The sequence below is a fragment of the Pseudomonas sp. Root401 genome (genome assembly GCF_001425105.1).
Lineage (GTDB): Bacteria > Pseudomonadota > Gammaproteobacteria > Pseudomonadales > Pseudomonadaceae > Aquipseudomonas > Aquipseudomonas brassicacearum.
In genome coordinates this window covers 614,971-631,067 of record NZ_LMDO01000012.1, presented here as the reverse complement: position 1 = coordinate 631,067, position 16,097 = coordinate 614,971, and the positions used below count along the sequence as shown (strand labels likewise).

At 61.4% G+C, this 16,097-nt stretch carries 15 protein-coding genes and 1 riboswitch; of the genes, 7 read left to right on the top strand and 8 right to left on the bottom strand.

The features are described 5' to 3' along the window. Positions 1 to 42 precede the first annotated feature (42 nt). A complete protein-coding gene (locus tag ASC85_RS12800; RefSeq protein ID WP_057449569.1) occupies positions 43 to 438 on the top strand; it encodes a DUF1090 domain-containing protein in 396 nt (131 codons plus the stop codon). An 82-nt stretch (positions 439 to 520) separates the two neighbouring features. Here the strand turns inward: ASC85_RS12800 and ASC85_RS12795 are convergent, their stop codons facing one another. After that, positions 521 to 970 carry a c-type cytochrome gene (locus tag ASC85_RS12795; protein WP_057449568.1) on the bottom strand — a complete coding sequence of 150 codons (450 nt, stop codon included), beginning with the start codon at positions 968 to 970 and terminating at the stop codon, positions 521 to 523. 125 nt (positions 971 to 1,095) lie between these two features. Here ASC85_RS12795 and mltA point away from each other — a divergent pair, with 125 nt between their 5' ends. Continuing rightward, positions 1,096 to 2,283, top strand: coding sequence for a murein transglycosylase A (gene mltA, locus ASC85_RS12790; protein WP_057449567.1), 1,188 nt, complete (start codon positions 1,096 to 1,098; stop codon positions 2,281 to 2,283). A 153-nt stretch (positions 2,284 to 2,436) separates the two neighbouring features. Here mltA and ASC85_RS12785 read toward each other — a convergent pair whose 3' ends face one another. Continuing rightward, positions 2,437 to 2,820 carry an MAPEG family protein gene (locus ASC85_RS12785; RefSeq protein ID WP_013694446.1) on the bottom strand — a complete coding sequence of 128 codons (384 nt, stop codon included), beginning with the start codon at positions 2,818 to 2,820 and terminating at the stop codon, positions 2,437 to 2,439. A gap of 52 nt (positions 2,821 to 2,872) precedes the next feature. Next, positions 2,873 to 3,706, bottom strand: coding sequence for an EamA family transporter (locus ASC85_RS12780; RefSeq protein ID WP_057449566.1), 834 nt, complete (start codon positions 3,704 to 3,706; stop codon positions 2,873 to 2,875). Between the two features lie 327 nt (positions 3,707 to 4,033). Here ASC85_RS12780 and ASC85_RS12775 point away from each other — a divergent pair, with 327 nt between their 5' ends. Next, positions 4,034 to 5,203, top strand: a complete 1,170-nt coding sequence (locus tag ASC85_RS12775) for an MFS transporter (RefSeq protein ID WP_057449565.1) — start codon at positions 4,034 to 4,036, stop codon at positions 5,201 to 5,203. Here ASC85_RS12775 and ASC85_RS12770 read toward each other — a convergent pair. Then, positions 5,154 to 6,038: a formate/nitrite transporter family protein gene (locus ASC85_RS12770; protein ID WP_057449564.1), complete on the bottom strand. Its 885-nt coding sequence runs from the start codon at positions 6,036 to 6,038 to the stop codon at positions 5,154 to 5,156. The genes ASC85_RS12775 and ASC85_RS12770 overlap by 50 nt on opposite strands. 87 nt (positions 6,039 to 6,125) lie before the next feature. Beyond that, positions 6,126 to 6,527 (bottom strand): acyl-CoA thioesterase, encoded by a 402-nt coding sequence (locus tag ASC85_RS12765; protein ID WP_057449563.1) that lies wholly within the window; start codon positions 6,525 to 6,527, stop codon positions 6,126 to 6,128. A 192-nt stretch (positions 6,528 to 6,719) separates the two neighbouring features. Beyond that, positions 6,720 to 6,827, top strand: a riboswitch (S-adenosyl-L-homocysteine riboswitch). A 23-nt stretch (positions 6,828 to 6,850) separates the two neighbouring features. Here ASC85_RS12765 and ahcY point away from each other — a divergent pair. The 4 genes from ahcY to ASC85_RS12745 all read left to right on the top strand — a co-directional run bounded on the left by ahcY (position 6,851) and on the right by ASC85_RS12745 (position 12,402). Further along, positions 6,851 to 8,260 carry an adenosylhomocysteinase gene (ahcY, locus tag ASC85_RS12760; RefSeq protein ID WP_057449562.1) on the top strand — a complete coding sequence of 470 codons (1,410 nt, stop codon included), beginning with the start codon at positions 6,851 to 6,853 and terminating at the stop codon, positions 8,258 to 8,260. Positions 8,261 to 8,446: 186 nt separating this feature from the next. After that, positions 8,447 to 9,292: a methylenetetrahydrofolate reductase [NAD(P)H] gene (metF, locus tag ASC85_RS12755; protein ID WP_057449561.1), complete on the top strand. Its 846-nt coding sequence runs from the start codon at positions 8,447 to 8,449 to the stop codon at positions 9,290 to 9,292. Positions 9,293 to 9,490: 198 nt separating this feature from the next. After that, a complete protein-coding gene (locus ASC85_RS12750) occupies positions 9,491 to 10,267 on the top strand; it encodes a substrate-binding periplasmic protein (RefSeq protein WP_057449560.1) in 777 nt (258 codons plus the stop codon). Between the two features lie 266 nt (positions 10,268 to 10,533). Next, entirely contained in the window at positions 10,534 to 12,402 is a 1,869-nt protein-coding gene (locus tag ASC85_RS12745) for a DEAD/DEAH box helicase (RefSeq protein ID WP_057449559.1), read from the top strand. A gap of 246 nt (positions 12,403 to 12,648) precedes the next feature. Here the strand turns inward: ASC85_RS12745 and ASC85_RS12740 are convergent, their stop codons facing one another. The 3 genes from ASC85_RS12740 to ASC85_RS12730 all read right to left on the bottom strand — a co-directional run bounded on the left by ASC85_RS12740 (position 12,649) and on the right by ASC85_RS12730 (position 15,877). Next, on the bottom strand, positions 12,649 to 13,245 hold the full coding sequence (locus tag ASC85_RS12740) for a YceI family protein (protein WP_003206427.1): 597 nt from the start codon (positions 13,243 to 13,245) through the stop codon (positions 12,649 to 12,651). Positions 13,246 to 13,277: 32 nt separating this feature from the next. Continuing rightward, on the bottom strand, positions 13,278 to 13,829 hold the full coding sequence (locus ASC85_RS12735; protein WP_057449558.1) for a cytochrome b: 552 nt from the start codon (positions 13,827 to 13,829) through the stop codon (positions 13,278 to 13,280). 290 nt (positions 13,830 to 14,119) lie between these two features. Then, positions 14,120 to 15,877 (bottom strand): flavin monoamine oxidase family protein, encoded by a 1,758-nt coding sequence (locus tag ASC85_RS12730; protein ID WP_057449557.1) that lies wholly within the window; start codon positions 15,875 to 15,877, stop codon positions 14,120 to 14,122. Positions 15,878 to 16,097 lie beyond the last annotated feature (220 nt).

Sequence of the window (16,097 nt, the reverse complement as noted above, 5' to 3'; positions counted from 1 at the left end):
GCGCATCTGTACCGACCGCTCGCGATTTTTTACGGAGTTGCTATGAATTTCCTGTCCCCCGTTGCCCTGCTGGTCTTATGCAGTGCCATGGCCGCCCCCTTGATGGCGGACGAGCAAACCCCGGAGCTCACCGGTTGCGCGGCCAAGCGCCAGGGCATCATCAACCAGATCGAACTGGCCAAGTCCCGTGGCAACCAGGACCAGCAGGCTGGCCTGGAAACCGCGTTGGACGAAGTCACCAGCCATTGCACCGATGCGTCCTTGCGCAAGGAGCGTGAAAACAAGGTGCTCGATGCCAAGCACGAGGTCAGTCGGCGTCAGGCCGACCTGGAAAAGGCCATGAAGAAAGGCGACGCCGAGCGGATCAACAAACGCAAGGACAAGCTGGCGGCCTCCCGCAAGGAACTGCAGGAAGCGGTGGATGAGCTGGACAAGTGAACATTGAAAGGATCGCAGGCTCCTACAGGTTGAACGCGATTCCCTGTAGGAGCTGGCGAAGCCTGCGATCCTTCAAGACAAGTCAATGATCCCGAAACTCCTTATGACAGGCACTGCACGCATCCTCGACCTTTTGCACCGCCGGTCCCAAGTAGCTGGCCTTGTAGGGTTGGACTTTGCTGGCGGTCACCAACTCACCGGTGGCGGCTTCAAGGTTGCGGGCCATTTCCTGGAAACGCGCCTGCTTTTGCCAGACTTCATCCCGGGCGCTGGTGTGGTCTTGCTCGCGCACTTGCGGGAAGTGTTTCCACGGCTCATGGGAGAGTTGATCCAGTTGCGCCGCGCCTTCGGCAAATCGTGGGCCATCGAACGGGACTCGTCCACGCAACATGCCGCCCAACTGTTCGTTGGTCTTGAGCATCTGCTTGAAGATCGCCTTGCGCTGGCCAAGGGGAGAATTGGGATCGACGCCGCCACAGGCGGACAGCATCAGGCAGGCCAGTACGGCCATGGAAAATCGTTTTACAAACATCTTGGCCTCGGGGCAGGAAACGGCAGTTAGTATCCTCGGGTCATCGGCAAAGACCAATGGCCCTATCAACAATACGGGTTGTTCGAGCGCCTGACAGCGTTCGAATAACTGCAAAGGAAATCTTCATGAACAGCCGCATCAAGACCTGGCACAAAGGCCTGGCATTGACCCTACCGCTGATCGCACTGTTGGCCGGTTGTAATCGCGGCGAAAAGGTCGAAGAGCCTCAGACCCACGCCCTCGCCACCTATGTCAGCGCACCGTGGGAGGCGTTGCCGGCGGTGTCCGATGCAGACCTGCTGGCCGGTTTCGGCTCCTGGCGCAGTGCCTGCACCCGACTCAAGGCCGATGCGACCTGGGGCCCGACCTGCGCGGCAGCGGCCAATGTGCCGCAAACCCCACAGGATGTACGTAATTTCCTGAAACAGAACCTGGACGTCTACGGCCTGCGCTCGGGGGATAACAGCCCCAACGGCCTGATTACCGGCTACTACGAGCCGGTCTACCCCGGCAGCCTCACCCAGACCGCTACGGCGAATATCCCGGTCTACGGTGTGCCGGAGGACATGATCATTGTGTCGCTGGACAGCATTTACCCTGAACTCAAGGGCAAACGCCTGCGTGGCCGCCTCGAAGGCCGAGTGCTCAAGCCATACGACGACGCGGCTACCATCGAAACCAACGGAGTGAGGGCACCGGTCATCGCCTGGCTGACCGACCCCATGAACCTGCAATTCCTGCAGATCCAGGGTTCGGGACGCATTCGACTCGCCGATGGCCGCCAACTGCGCATCGGTTATGCCGACCAGAACGGCCACCCTTACCGCCCCATCGGGCGCTGGCTGGTCGAGCAGGGCGAGCTGAAGAAAGAAGACGTGACCATGGGCACCATCAGTGCCTGGGCCAAGGCCAACCCGAACCGCATTCCCGAATTGCTGGGCAGCAACCCCAGCTACGTGTTCTTCAACCGTAACCCCGACAGCAACGAAGGCCCGCGAGGCTCGTTGAATGTCCCGCTGACCGCCGGCTACAGCGTGGCGGTGGATCGCAAGGTGATTCCGCTGGGCAGCCTGCTCTGGCTATCCACCACGCGCCCCGACGGCAGCACCTTGAACCGGCCCGTCGCCGCCCAGGACACCGGCGGTGCAATTGCCGGCGAAGTACGGGCGGACCTGTTCTGGGGCACGGGCGAGGCGGCCGGGCAACTGGCCGGGGACATGAAGCAACAGGGCCAGATCTGGATGCTCTGGCCCAAGGGCATGGCGTTGCCGCAAGTGCCGCAGGTGGCGAATGCGGTGACCGCCAATCACTGAGGAGTTTGGTGATTGTCCCGGCCCCATCGCGAGCAGGCTCGCTCCCACAGTAGATATCAGTGAATACATATTTTGTGTACACACCAGATCCAATGTGGGAGCGAGCCTGCTCGCGATGGGGTCAGCACAGACACCGGGATTCAAGAATCAGGCTCAGACCGATACGAAGAAGAAACTCAAGACCAACCCCACCCCCACGAACCACATCAACGAACGTAGAATCGCCCAGTCAGCCAGGTAGCAAATGATGTAGAGCAGGCGACTGGTGATGAACAGCACTGCCAGCACATTGATGGTCACCAGCTCGGCATTGCCCGCCAGGTGCGCGACGATCACGGCGGCGGCAAAAAACGGGCTGATTTCAAAGCTGTTCAGTTGCGCGGCGTATGCCCGCCGAGGCGCACCTTCGAGTGAGTCCAGAAAGTCCCGAGGGTCGTGGTTATCTGCCAGCCTGTATCGTCCACCGATCTTGGCAATGGCGACGCACAGGTAAGGCAGCAGAAAGGCAATCAAAATACACCACAGGGCAACCGTCATTGACGCAGTTCCTTCTTTGAGTTTTATAGAAAATCGCGAGTTCGGGTGTCGGTCAGAACTTCATCACCAGCATGCCAACCAATACCAGCCCGCAGGCTAAGAGCCGCGGCAAGCCGAAAGGTTCTTTCAAGTAACGCATGCCGAACAGCACCACCAGGATCACGCTGATCTCCCGCAGCGCCGCCGCTTCGGCGATCGAGCCCAGTTGCATGGCCCACAGCACCAGAGCGTAGCTGAACAATACGCAAAATCCGACCGCCAACCCCAACCGCCACTGCTCACGCCAGAATCGCATGAAGGCCGGCCGCTTGCTCGCCAGCGCCAGCAACGGGAACGGCCAGGCACTGAGCAGCGTGACCCAGACCAGGTAATCCAGCGGATGGGACCAACGCCGCAGAGCGTGGCCGTCGATAAAGGTGTAGCACCCGATGCACAGGCCGATCAGCGCCACCACCGGCAGCATCGACCAGGGCAGCCGCTCGCCGCCACCGCCCTGCCACAACAGGCAAAGCATGCCGAACGGGATCAGCAAGATGCCGATGACCTGCTGGGTCGTCAGGGCTTCACCGGCGAATATAAATGTCAGGGCCAGCACCACCAGCGGCGACAGGCCGCGCATCAGCGGATAGACCAGCCCCAGGTCACCGACCCGATAAGCCTGGATCAGCAAATAGCGATAGAGCAGCTCGAATGCCGCCGACGCCAGGATCCATGGCCAGATCTCCAACGGCGGCAAGGCCACGAAACCCATTGCCAAGGCGACGAACAGCAAGGCGACGCTGTCCATGCACGCCACCACCAGCAAACGCTCGCCACTGAACTTGATCAGCGTATTCCACGCCGCATGCAACAGCGCCGCGACCAACACCAAGGCCGTTGCAAGCACGGCACGCTCCTTATCTTGTCCCCCGCCCCGTAGGAGCTGTCGAGTGCAACGAGGCTGCGATCTTTTGATCTTTCATTCCAGACTCAATTGTCAGTGGAAAGATCGCAGCCTCGTTGCACTCGGCAGCTCCTACAGCTCCTACAGCTCCTACGCTCAGTAAGGCTCATGAATTGATTTGCTATCGTTTATACTGCAAGCCGACCACGCCGCACTCAGTTGCGCATACACCTATTCCAATAATCTCGCTGTTGCCCCGCTCACTCGAATGGGGCGCCGGCATGCGTATGCCTGATCAGAGCGTCAAGACTACAGACAGAGACCTTGCGCATGCCACTCGCCTTGCTTGCTTTGGCCGTTGCCGCTTTCGGCATCGGCACGACTGAATTCGTCATCATGGGCCTGTTGCCCGATGTCGCCCGGGACCTGGCCGTGAGCATTCCCCAGGCCGGGCTACTGATTACCGGCTACGCCCTGGGCGTAGTGTTCGGCGCGCCGATCCTGGCGATTGGCACCGCCAACATGCCACGCAAGGCCACGCTGCTGGGCATGACGTTGATGTTCATCCTCGGCAATGTGCTCTGCGCCCTGGCGCCGAACTACGCCACGCTGATGGCCGCCCGGGTTATTACTGCGCTGTGCCACGGAGCGTTCTTTGGCATCGGTTCGGTGGTGGCGGCCGGGCTGGTGGCGCCGAACAAGCGGGCCCAGGCAATTGCCATGATGTTCACCGGCCTGACCCTGGCTAACGTGCTGGGCGTGCCGCTGGGCACGGCTTTGGGACAATACGCCGGTTGGCGTTCGACGTTCTGGGCGGTATCGGTGATCGGCGTGATCGCCGCCATCGCCCAATGGGTCTGGCTGCCCAGGGAAATCCCCATGGACAAAGCCAACCTGGCCAGCGAGTTCAAGGTGCTGGGCAAGGTCAACGTGTTGCTCGCCCTGGGCATGAGCGTGCTGGCCTCCACCAGTCTGTTCAGCGTGTTCACCTACATCGCGCCGATCCTGCAGGACATCACCGGTGTCAGCCCCCATGGCGTCACCATCATGTTGCTGTTGTTCGGTGTCGGCCTGACAGCGGGCAGTTTCCTCGGCGGGCGCCTGGCGGACCGGCGCCTGCTGCCTTCGCTGGTGGCCATGGCCCTGGCCGTGGTGCTGGTGTTGGCCGCGTTCAGCCAGACCAGCCAATCGGTGATTCCGGCGGCGATCACCCTGGTGCTGTGGGGGATCTTCGCCTTCGCCCTGTGCCCGATCCTGCAACTGCTGATCATCGACCAGGCCTCTGAGGCGCCGAACCTCGGTTCGACCCTGAACCAGAGTGCCTTCAATCTCGGCAACGCGGCGGGAGCGTGGATTGGTGGGTTGGTCGTCGCCAGTGGTGCCGACCTGGCGGATTTGCCGTGGACCGGGGCCCTGATGGGCGGGCTAACCGTACTGGCCGCGCTGTATTTTATTTATCGCCAGCGTCATCTCGGCGCCGCGGCAGGCCTTGCCGACTGAGGGGCGTATTGGTCTCGCTGCGCACCTGTGCGTGGCTGATCAGCGCAAAGATGAAACTGCCGCCGATGATATTCCCCGCCAACGTCGGCCCGGCAAACACCATCCAGAAATCCTCCCATGACAACTGGCCGGCGAACACCAGGTACGAAACTTCGGCCGAGCCGACGACGATGTGAGTGAAATCCCCGAGCGCCATGAGGTAGGTGATCAGGATAATGATCCACATCTTGGCGCTTTCCATGGACGGGATCATCCAGACCATGGTGGCGATCATCCAGCCGGAGATGATGCCCTTGGCGAACATCTGGCCGGTGTCGTTTTCCATGACCTTGCGGCCGATCTCCAGGAAAGCCTGGTCGGTGCGCTGATCGAAGATCGGCAAGTGCAGCATCACATAGGCCACCAGCAAGGTGCCGCACAGGTTGCCCACCAGCACCACGCCCCAGAGCCGCAACAGCCGGCCGAAGTTGCCCAGCGTGGGTTTGCTCATGATCGGCAGCACGGCGGTCAGGGTGTTTTCGGTGAACAGTTGCTGGCGGGCCAGGATCACCGCGAGAAAGCCGGCGCAGTAACCGAAACTGGCGATCACCTTGAAGCCTTCGTGGTCCGGCAGCCGGGAGTTGAGCAATCCCATTGCCATCAGCGACAGGCCCATGGTCAAACCCGCCGCCAGGGCCGACCACCAGAGCGCGGCGATACTGCGCTCCAGCTCCTGATTGCCCTGGGTGCGGATGATTTCGTGCAGCACCGCAGCCCGCGGTGGCTGATTGCGGTCGACTTCATGCTGCTCCTGAGCCGAAAGGTCAGGGGTCTTGCCTTCTTCATGGGTGTCCATACAGCTCCTGAACCGGTGGCGTGATGTACCTACGACACGCGGCGATCAGCGCTGTTCAGTTACCTCAGCCTGAAACCGCTATCGATCTCACTCGACGACAGCATCCTTGAACTGATCCTTGACGTATGTGATCTCGGTCCGTCCATGGGGCGCGGGCAAGCCATCTTCGCCAAGGTTGACGAAGACCATCTTTTCCACGGTCAGGATGCTCTTGCGGGTGATTTTGTTGCGCACCTCGCAGGTCAGGGTGATGGAAGTACGGCCAAACTCGGTGGCGGTGATGCCCAGCTCGATGATGTCGCCCTGGCGCGAAGCGCTGACGAAATTGATTTCCGAGATGTACTTGGTGACCACGCGCTGGTTGCCGAGCTGGACGATGGCGTAGATCGCCGCCTCCTCGTCGATCCAGCGCAACAGGCTGCCGCCGAACAGCGTGCCGTTGGGGTTGAGGTCTTCGGGCTTGACCCATTTGCGGGTGTGGAAATTCATGATCACTCCTGAGTGTCTGGCCGTTGGATTGCTGCATCATGGCAGACCGCACGGTCAGGCTCTACGTCGCGGGCCCTATGACGGTCATCGGCAATTACGATTTGCCGACAGAAACCCTTTTGGAAGATTCGATTAGCCCGTTATAATCGCCACCGTTTTACCTCGGTCCACGCTTTGGACCGTTCCCGCCACCTGTCCGAGGGGCGCTGCAGCAGGCTCGACCTGTCAGGCTCGGATGGGGCGTTGTTTGTACGGGGGCACCCCGCACGGACACTAAACGCACAACGGCGCCCATTCGCATACATTACGAATGGAGGCTCTTCATGAGCGCTGTTATCACGCCTGCCGATTTTACCGACTACAAAGTCGCCGACATGTCCCTGGCTGCCTGGGGCCGTCGCGAAATCATCATCGCCGAATCCGAAATGCCAGCCCTGATGGGCCTGCGCCGCAAGTACTCTGGCGAACAGCCATTGAAGGGCGCAAAAATCCTCGGCTGCATCCACATGACCATCCAGACCGCCGTGCTGATCGAAACCCTGGTTGCCCTGGGTGCCGAAGTGCGTTGGTCGTCCTGCAACATCTTCTCGACCCAGGACCAGGCCGCTGCCGCCATCGCCGCCGCCGGTATCCCGGTATTCGCCTGGAAAGGCGAGACCGAGCAAGAGTACGAGTGGTGCCTGGAGCAGACCATCCTCAAGGATGGCCAGCCGTGGGACACCAACATGATCCTCGACGACGGCGGCGACCTGACCGAGCTGCTGCACAAGAAGTACGCAGCCGTGCTGGAAAACGTCCACGGCGTGACCGAAGAGACCACCACTGGCGTGCACCGCCTGCTGGACATGCTGGCCAAGGGCGAACTGAAGATCCCGGCCATCAACGTCAACGACTCGGTAACCAAGAGCAAGAACGACAACAAGTACGGCTGCCGCCACAGCCTCAACGACGCCATCAAGCGCGGCACCGACCACCTGTTGTCGGGCAAGCAGGCGCTGGTGATCGGCTACGGTGACGTGGGCAAGGGTTCGGCCCAGTCCCTGCGTCAGGAAGGCATGATCGTCAAGGTCTCCGAAGTCGATCCGATCTGCGCCATGCAGGCCTGCATGGACGGTTTCGAACTGGTTTCGCCGTTCATCGACGGGATCAACGACGGCACCGAAGCCAGCATCGACAAGGCCCTGCTGGGCAAGATCGACCTGATCGTGACCACCACCGGCAACGTCAATGTCTGCGATGCCAACATGCTCAAGGCCCTGAAGAAGCGCGCCGTGGTCTGCAACATCGGTCACTTCGACAATGAAATCGACACCGCTTTCATGCGCAAGAACTGGGCATGGGAAGAAGTGAAGCCGCAGGTCCACAAGGTACACCGCACTGGCACCGGCAGCTTCGACCCACAGAACGACGACTACCTGATCCTGCTGGCTGAAGGCCGCCTGGTTAACCTGGGCAACGCCACCGGCCACCCAAGCCGCATCATGGACGGCTCGTTCGCCAACCAGGTCCTGGCCCAGATCTTCCTGTTCGGCCAGAAATACGCCGACCTGTCACCGGCCCAGAAAGCCGAGCGCCTGACCGTGGAAGTACTGCCCAAGAAACTCGACGAAGAAGTGGCCCTGGAAATGGTCCGCGGTTTCGGCGGCGTGGTCACCAAACTGACCAAGCAACAGGCTGACTACATCGGCGTCACCGTCGAAGGCCCGTTCAAGCCGCACGCTTATCGTTACTAAGCAGCTGCGAGCTTCAAGCTTCAAGCGGCAAGTAAGCGCGGTTTGTTTACTTGCGATTTGAGGCTTGAGGCTTACTTCTTTGTCGCTATTACGCAGCCGCGAGCTGCAAGCTTATTAAGCACAAGAATTCGGCGCACCGCCCTCTTGCGGCTTGTAGCTTGTAGCTTGCAGCTGGAGGCCCCCTCCATGTCCCAAGACCGTCGCTACAGCTTCGAGTTCTTCCCGACGAAGACCGATGCTGGGCATGAAAAACTGATCGCCACTGCCCGTCAGCTGGCCAGCTACAACCCCGACTTCTTCTCCTGCACCTATGGCGCCGGCGGCTCGACCCGTGACCGCACCATGAACACCGTGTTGCAGCTCGAAAGCGAAGTCAAAGTCCCGGCCGCCCCCCACCTGTCTTGCGTGGGCGACAGCAAGGACGACCTGCGCAACCTGCTGACCCAGTACAAGGCCGCTGGCATCAAGCGCATCGTTGCCCTGCGCGGTGACCTGCCATCAGGCATGGGCATGGCCAGCGGCGAGCTGCGCCACGCCAACGAACTGGTGAGCTTCATTCGTGAAGAAACCGGCGATCACTTCCACATCGAAGTGGCTGCGTATCCGGAAATGCATCCCCAGGCGCGCAATTTCGAAGACGATCTGCGCAACTTCGTCCGCAAGGCCAACGCTGGCGCCAACAGCGCGATCACCCAGTACTTCTTCAACGCCGACAGTTACTTCTACTTCGTCGAGCGCATACGCAAGTTGGGCGTCGACATTCCTGTGGTGCCGGGAATCATGCCGATCACCAACTACAGCAAGCTGGCGCGCTTCTCCGACGCGTGCGGTGCAGAAATCCCACGCTGGATCCGCAAGCAGCTGGAAGCCTACGGTGATGACTCCTCCAGCATCCAAAGCTTCGGCGAGGACGTCATCACACAAATGTGTGAGCGTTTGCTGCAAGGCGGTGCACCGGGGCTGCATTTTTATACGCTTAACCAGGCCGAACCCAGCCTCGCGGTATGGAACAACCTCAAGCTGCCACGCTGAATGATGCAACGCGGTGGAACAAAAAAGGCCTTGGCAAACACCAAGGTCTTTTTCATTCAGTGAGCGCAACGGCCCACCCCTGCAATGCGCCGCATCGGTGGGCGCCGCCAAGCCATCCATGAGCACTGGAGGCGGGCCACCAGGGCGCTGGCCAGAGCGCTCTAGCTATTTGATGAGCTCTCGTCGTAACCTCAGGCCATGCCCGTCATTGTCCAGCTGCTGACCACCCTTGTTCTCTTGTGCCTGAGCATGACTGCCCAGGCCGAGAAGTTGCGCATTGTCACCGAACCCTGGGCGCCGTATGTCTACGAAGAGAACGGCAAGATGCTCGGCCTGGACTACGAAACCACGGCCATCGTGTTCAAGCGCCTGGGTATCGACGTGGAATGGCAGTTCCTGCCGTGGAAGCGCTGCCTGGCGATGCTGGAGCAAGGGTTGGCGGACGGTGCGCTGGACATTTTCCACAGCAATGAACGCGATTCCATGCTGCTTTACCCCAGCGAACCGCTGTCGGACGTAGAGTTCGTGATGTTCTACGCCAATGCCCGGCCCCATCCGTTTCGCACGCTCGATGACCTGGGCGGCCTGACCGTCGGCACCTCACCCGGTTATCTCTACAGCCAGGCCTTCAGTGAGTCGACCCTGTTCACCCGGGAAACGGCGCCCACCCACGAAGCCAATTTCGGCAAGTTGCAGTTGGGACGCATCGACCTGCTCATCACCGACCGCAGGGTGGGCCGACATGTGCTCCAACAAATGCAGTTGGGCGACCAGATCACCGAAAACCCGATGGTCGTGAGCCGTCAAAGCCAATACCTGGCGGTGCGGCGCAACGCCGGGATGGATTTGCTGGTGCAACGCTTCAGTGCCGAACTCAAGCGTTTCAAGCGCGAACCCGCCTATGCCGAACTGAGCGCCCGCTACGGCGCCGGCCCAGTGGTCGAGGTCATCTCGCCCGGGCTGGGTCAACGTTGAAATAAACCGTTGAGCAGCAGGAAAGCGGCGCACGGCGTTTGCTCTGTTATACTCCGGCCTTCCCGCCAGGCTCACGCCCGGACGCCCGGCCTTGCAAAAGGCATCCCGACACCGCTACAGCGCCGCCTACGGCCCGCGCGAGCCTTGTCCGGATCCGCCTTCTTGGCCCGGCAGGACCGGACGGGATGACGTCTTCTTGTTGAACGTCATTCGCGCCCGGCAAGACTATCCCATTGGGCCAGGCCCTCACTAAAACAGGATTACTCATGTCCTTTGCTTCCCTCGGTCTCTCCGAGGCTTTAGTCGGCGCCATCGAAGCCGCCGGCTATACCCAGCCTACCCCGGTGCAACAGCGGGCCATTCCCGCCGTGTTGCAAGGTCGCGACCTGATGGTCGCGGCGCAGACAGGTACTGGTAAAACCGGCGGTTTCGCCCTTCCGATCCTGGAGCGGTTGTTCCCCAACGGTCACCCAGACAAGTCCCAGCGTCATGGCCCGCGCCAACCGCGCGTGCTGGTCCTGACCCCAACCCGCGAACTGGCGGCCCAGGTACACGAGAGCTTCAAGGTCTACGCTCGCGACCTGAAGTTCGTCAGCGCCTGCATTTTTGGCGGCGTGGGCATGAACCCCCAAGTCCAGGCCATGTCCCGTGGCGTCGATGTACTGGTTGCCTGCCCCGGTCGCCTGCTGGACCTGGCCGGCCAGGGCAGCGTCGATTTGTCCCACGTGGAAATCCTCGTGCTGGACGAAGCCGACCGCATGCTCGACATGGGCTTTGTCCATGACGTGAAGAAAGTCCTCGCTCGCCTGCCCGCCAAGCGTCAGAACCTGCTGTTCTCGGCGACGTTCTCCAAGGACATCACCGATTTGGCTGGCAAGCTGCTGCACAACCCGGAGCGCATCGAAGTCACGCCACCGAACACCACGGTCGAGCGCATCGAGCAACGCGTCTTCCGCCTGCCGGCCAGCCACAAGCGTGCCCTGCTGGCGCACCTGATCACCGCCGGCGCCTGGGAACAGGTCCTGGTGTTCACCCGCACCAAGCACGGCGCCAACCGCCTGGCCGAGTACCTGGACAAGCACGGCCTGCCGGCTGTGGCGATCCACGGCAACAAGAGCCAGAACGCCCGCACCAAAGCCCTCGCCGACTTCAAGGCCGGCGAAGTGCGCATCCTGGTGGCCACCGACATCGCGGCCCGTGGCCTGGACATCGACCAGTTGCCTCACGTGGTCAACTTCGAGCTGCCGAACGTCGATGAAGACTACGTGCACCGTATCGGCCGTACCGGCCGGGCCGGTCGTTCGGGCGAAGCGATCTCGCTGGTCGCGCCGGACGAAGAAAAGCTGCTCAAAAGCATCGAGCGCATGACCAAGCAGAAAATTGCCGACGGCGACCTGATGGGCTTCGACGCCAGCACCATCGAGGCCGAGAAGCCTGAAGTGCGCGAACGTCCGGACGTGCGCAATCCGCGCAATGCCCGTGGCCCGCGCGGCGACGGTCCGAATGGCGGCGGTGGTGGCGGCGGCCGCAAGGACAAAGGCAAGGACAAGGGCAAGGAAAAACCGGCCAGCAACAGCAATGGCCGCGGCGAACGCCCAGCCCGCGAGCAGAAGCCCCGCGAAGGCACGCCAGCCCGTGAACAGCAGCGTCCAGCCCCGCGCGCCGCAGCCGATCGTGCCCCGGACGAGTTCCTGGACGACGATATCGATAACTTCGGTAACCGCGTCGACTACGTGCCACAGCAGAAACCGGCCCAGGGCCGTGGTCGTCGCCCGGGTGCCCCGGCACAGGGTGCAGCTGCAGGCGCGCCGCGCAGCGGCCAGCCACAAGGTCGCCAGAATGGTCCGCGCAACAGCAACGGCTCGTCCACCGGCACACCACCGGCCAAGCGCAGCGGCCCACGCAACGGCGCCCCGCGTGACGGCCAGGCCCGTCGCGACGACACCCGCCCGCGCCGTCCGGCCCGTGAGGACCAGCCTCGTCAGGAACCCGCCGTGCAGAACCCGCGCGGCAACCAGCCGAAGATCATGCACAAGGAATCGAAAGCCGATCGCTTCCCGACGCCTGAACAGCTGGATCAACTGCCAAGCCGTCCACGGGGCGAAAAACCGGCATTGCTGACACGCAATCGCTGAGTTTTTCCAAGCCTTGAAAAATGCCCCAGGTCTCGCGACCTGGGGCATTTTTTTGGCCCAACACAATTCCAAATGTGAGAGCGAGCTTGCTCGCGATAGCGGTATGTCAGTCAACATCGAAGTCGGCTGGTATGACGCCATCGCGAGCAAGCTCGCTCCCACAGGGTTCTCTGTGTTGCCCGAATCCGCGGAATAAAAAACGCCCCTGATCGCAAGACCAGGGGCGTTTTTTGTCAGGCGCGAAGGTTACTTCGCTTTGACACCTTCAAACGAGATGTACAGCTCAACGGCGTCGGATTGTGGCCCCAGGTCCATCATCTTGCCGAAGTCGGAACGCTTGATGCTGGTGGTGCCCTCGAAGCCAGCACGGTAGCCGCCCCATGGATCCTTGCCTTCGCCCAGGAACGTGGCCTTGACCACGATTGGCTTGGTCACGCCGTGCAGCGTCAGGTCACCCGTCACGTCGGCAGTGTCTTTGCCATCAGCGTTCTTGCCGGTGGACTTGACGCTGGTGGACACGAACTTGGCATCGGCAAACTTGCCTACGTCCAGGAAGTCCTTGCTGGCGATGTGCTTGTCGCGCTCGGCGTGGTTGGTGAACACGCTGGCGGTACGTACGTTGAACTCGATCTTGCTGGCCTCAGGCTTGGCGGCGTCAAAGCTGAACTTGCCGTCGATGTCCTTGAAGGTACCGGTGATGTAGCTATAGCCCAGGTGGCTGATCTTGAAGTCGACGAAGGCGTGCTGGCCTTCCTTGTCGACTACGTAGTCAGCAGCCATGGCCTGGCCGGCCGACAGCAGGGCAGAACCGATTGCCAGGGCGGCGAGCGTCTTTTTCAACATGCTTTCTATTCCTTTGGAGTCGAGGTTGAACATCAGGCTTGGCGCCCCAGCATTCGCTTGAGGGTCGCGTCACGGTCGATAAAGTGGTGTTTCAATGCTGCCAACGCATGAAGGCCGGAGAAAATTACCAACGCCCACGCCAGGTAGAGGTGAATCTGGCCAGCGACGTCTGCCTGGTCGGGCAGTCCGGACACCAGCGCGGGTACTTCAAACAAACCAAACACCGGGATCCCGACACCGTCTGCGGTGGAAATCAGGTAACCGGCAATCATCACGGCGAACAACCCGAGATACAGTGCGCTATGACCGAGCTTGGCGCCGGCGCGGGTCAGGCGGCCATAGGTCGGCAGGGTCGGTGGCGGCGGGCTGACAACGCGCCAGATCACCCGCAGCAGCATGACCGCCAGCAGCACCAGGCCAATGCTCTTGTGCAGGTCCGGTGCGTCTTTGCGCCAGGTGCTGTAGTAATCCAGGCCAACCATCCACAGGCCCAGGGCGAACAGCCCGTACACCGCCAGCGCAACGCCCCAGTGCATAGAGATACTGACCCAGCCATAGCGAGAAGAAGAGTTGCGTAGCTGCATTGCTCATTTCCTGTAAAAACTGCGATCAAGACTAGCGAGTTATCTATCGATTTAAAGCGGAAAATTTCGCTTTGAAATATCGAGAAATACGATCATCAGTCTGGAGGGGGTGGGTTAAGGAAAGATTAAAACCAATACAAGGCGTTATATCAGGAAGGGCCCCATCGCGAGCAAGCACGCTCCCACACTGGCCGAGCGCAATCCCTGTGGGAGCGAGCTTGTTCGCGATAGCGGTTCTACGGGCAAAAAAAAGCGCGGCTGATACGCCGCGCTTTTTCTGCCGCCGAGCCTTACTGGGCCTTGGTCTCAGTCGCCGCCGGTGTTGTCGCTGCCGGCTTGGCCGCCGGTTTCTTCGCCGGAGTGGTTTTCTTCACTGGCGCTTTTTTAGCCGGAGCCTTGGCGGCTGGTTTTTTCGCTGCCGGTTTGGTCGCTGCTTTCTTGGCTGGCTCAACCTTTGCCGGGGCCGGTGCAGGTGGTTCCACCGGTGCCGGCGCAGGAGCGGGTGCAGGCACTGGAGCAGGCGCTACCGGCTCCGGTGCCTTGACCGGCTCTGGCTTCTTGTCGTCATCCGAGCCACCAAACAGGTTGGTGAAGAAGTTGCCCTTCTTCGCCGCCACCGCACCCGCAGCTGCTGCCGTTGCAACTGGCGCGACCTTGGCCGGCTCGAACGACTTGCCCGCCGCCAGGTCTTCAACCTGGCTGGCGGCCCGTTGACCGCTGCGCAGCGCGCCTTCCAGGGTGCCCGGATACAGGGTGTCGGTGTGTTCACCGGCAAAGGCTACGCGTTGCAATGGCTTTTCCCACAAGCGCCAGTACTTGCTGATCTGGCCCGGGCCAAAGGCCAGATACGCACCCCCCATGGACGGGTCGGTGCTGTAGCGGCGGATTTCGTAGCCGGTGAACGCGCCACGGGCCTGTGGATAAAACGCGTGCAGACGGATCAATACCTGATCGACCATCTGCTTGTCGCCGAAGGCCTGCATCACCCGGGCGTTGTCGCCGGACAGGTTGATGACCACGTTGGCACCGCCCTTCAAGGCCGGTTCGATCCACATCATGCCCAGGCCGGCATTGCTGTAGATCTCACCCGACATGCGCGCCTTGCTGTCCCAGACCGGGGTCTTGAACTTGAGCATGATCTGGTCGCGCCAGCCGTAGTTGGTGCCCTTGATCGCGCCTTGATGCTGGGCATCCAGGGCCGGGGTCAACTGGATCTTGTTCAGCGCCCGCAACGGCACCGCCAGCACCACGTAGTCAGCCTGGTAGCCAACGGCGCCAACCTTGACGGTCACCCCGTCCTTGTCCTGGGAGATGGCCGACACGGGCGAATTGGTCTTGATGGTTTTCAGTTGCTTGACGAACGCCTGGGCCAGGACCGGGCTGCCGCCGAGCAGGCGCGAGGCCCGCCGGTCGCGGTCGGAGACACCGCGATAGACGCGGTTCTGCTGGGCGAAATACAGCAGCGACAGACGCGAAGGTTCGTCATAGCGGGTGCGAATCTCCTGGTTCACCAACTGCCGCGCCGTGGCCGGCAGTTGCAGGCGGTCGAGCCAGTTGGACACAGTGATCTGGTCCAGCGCGTGCAGCGTGCTGGTCGCCGCCGGGTTCAGCGGGTCTTCGATGGAGCGCGCCAGGTCGTCCAGGGTGGTTTCGTAGCGCTTGAGGGCTTCGGCGGTGGCCGGCTGTTTGCTCGCCAGGTCCGCCGCGCTGAAATAGATGCCGTCGATCAGGTAGCTGGGGGTGCGCACGAACTCCGGAGCCGGCGTGGTGCTCAACTTGAAAGTGGAGACGTACTTGTTCAGCACCGGCTGGGTCTTCTCGTTGCCGATCCACTCGCTGGTGGCCATGCCCGAACGACCGCCCAGGCTCGGTTTGGCTTCCAGCAGTGTCACCGCCCAGCCTTTGTTCTGCAACTCATAGGCTGCGGTGAGCCCCGCCAGGCCGCCGCCAATGACGATGGCCGTCGGTTGTTTGTCCTTGGCCAGCGCCGAAACGCTGAACAGCCCTATCATCACCAGCGCACAGGCGCGCAGCCAACCAGCAGACATTCAACGAACTCCGGATGAAAACGTAGGAAATTTCAGTTTTGGAGCCTGGCGGCTCGCGGTTTTTCGAGCCAGTCGGCTCAGGGAACGGCGAAGAATACGTCAGCCATCAAAACGCCGCCAGCGGCGTCTATCGCCTCGTTCAAAGTAGTGGGAATGACACAATGGGTTGTCCGCGGGGCCGCCATTGCATAGGCTTGCGCGATTGTTTTGCCCGCGCCCG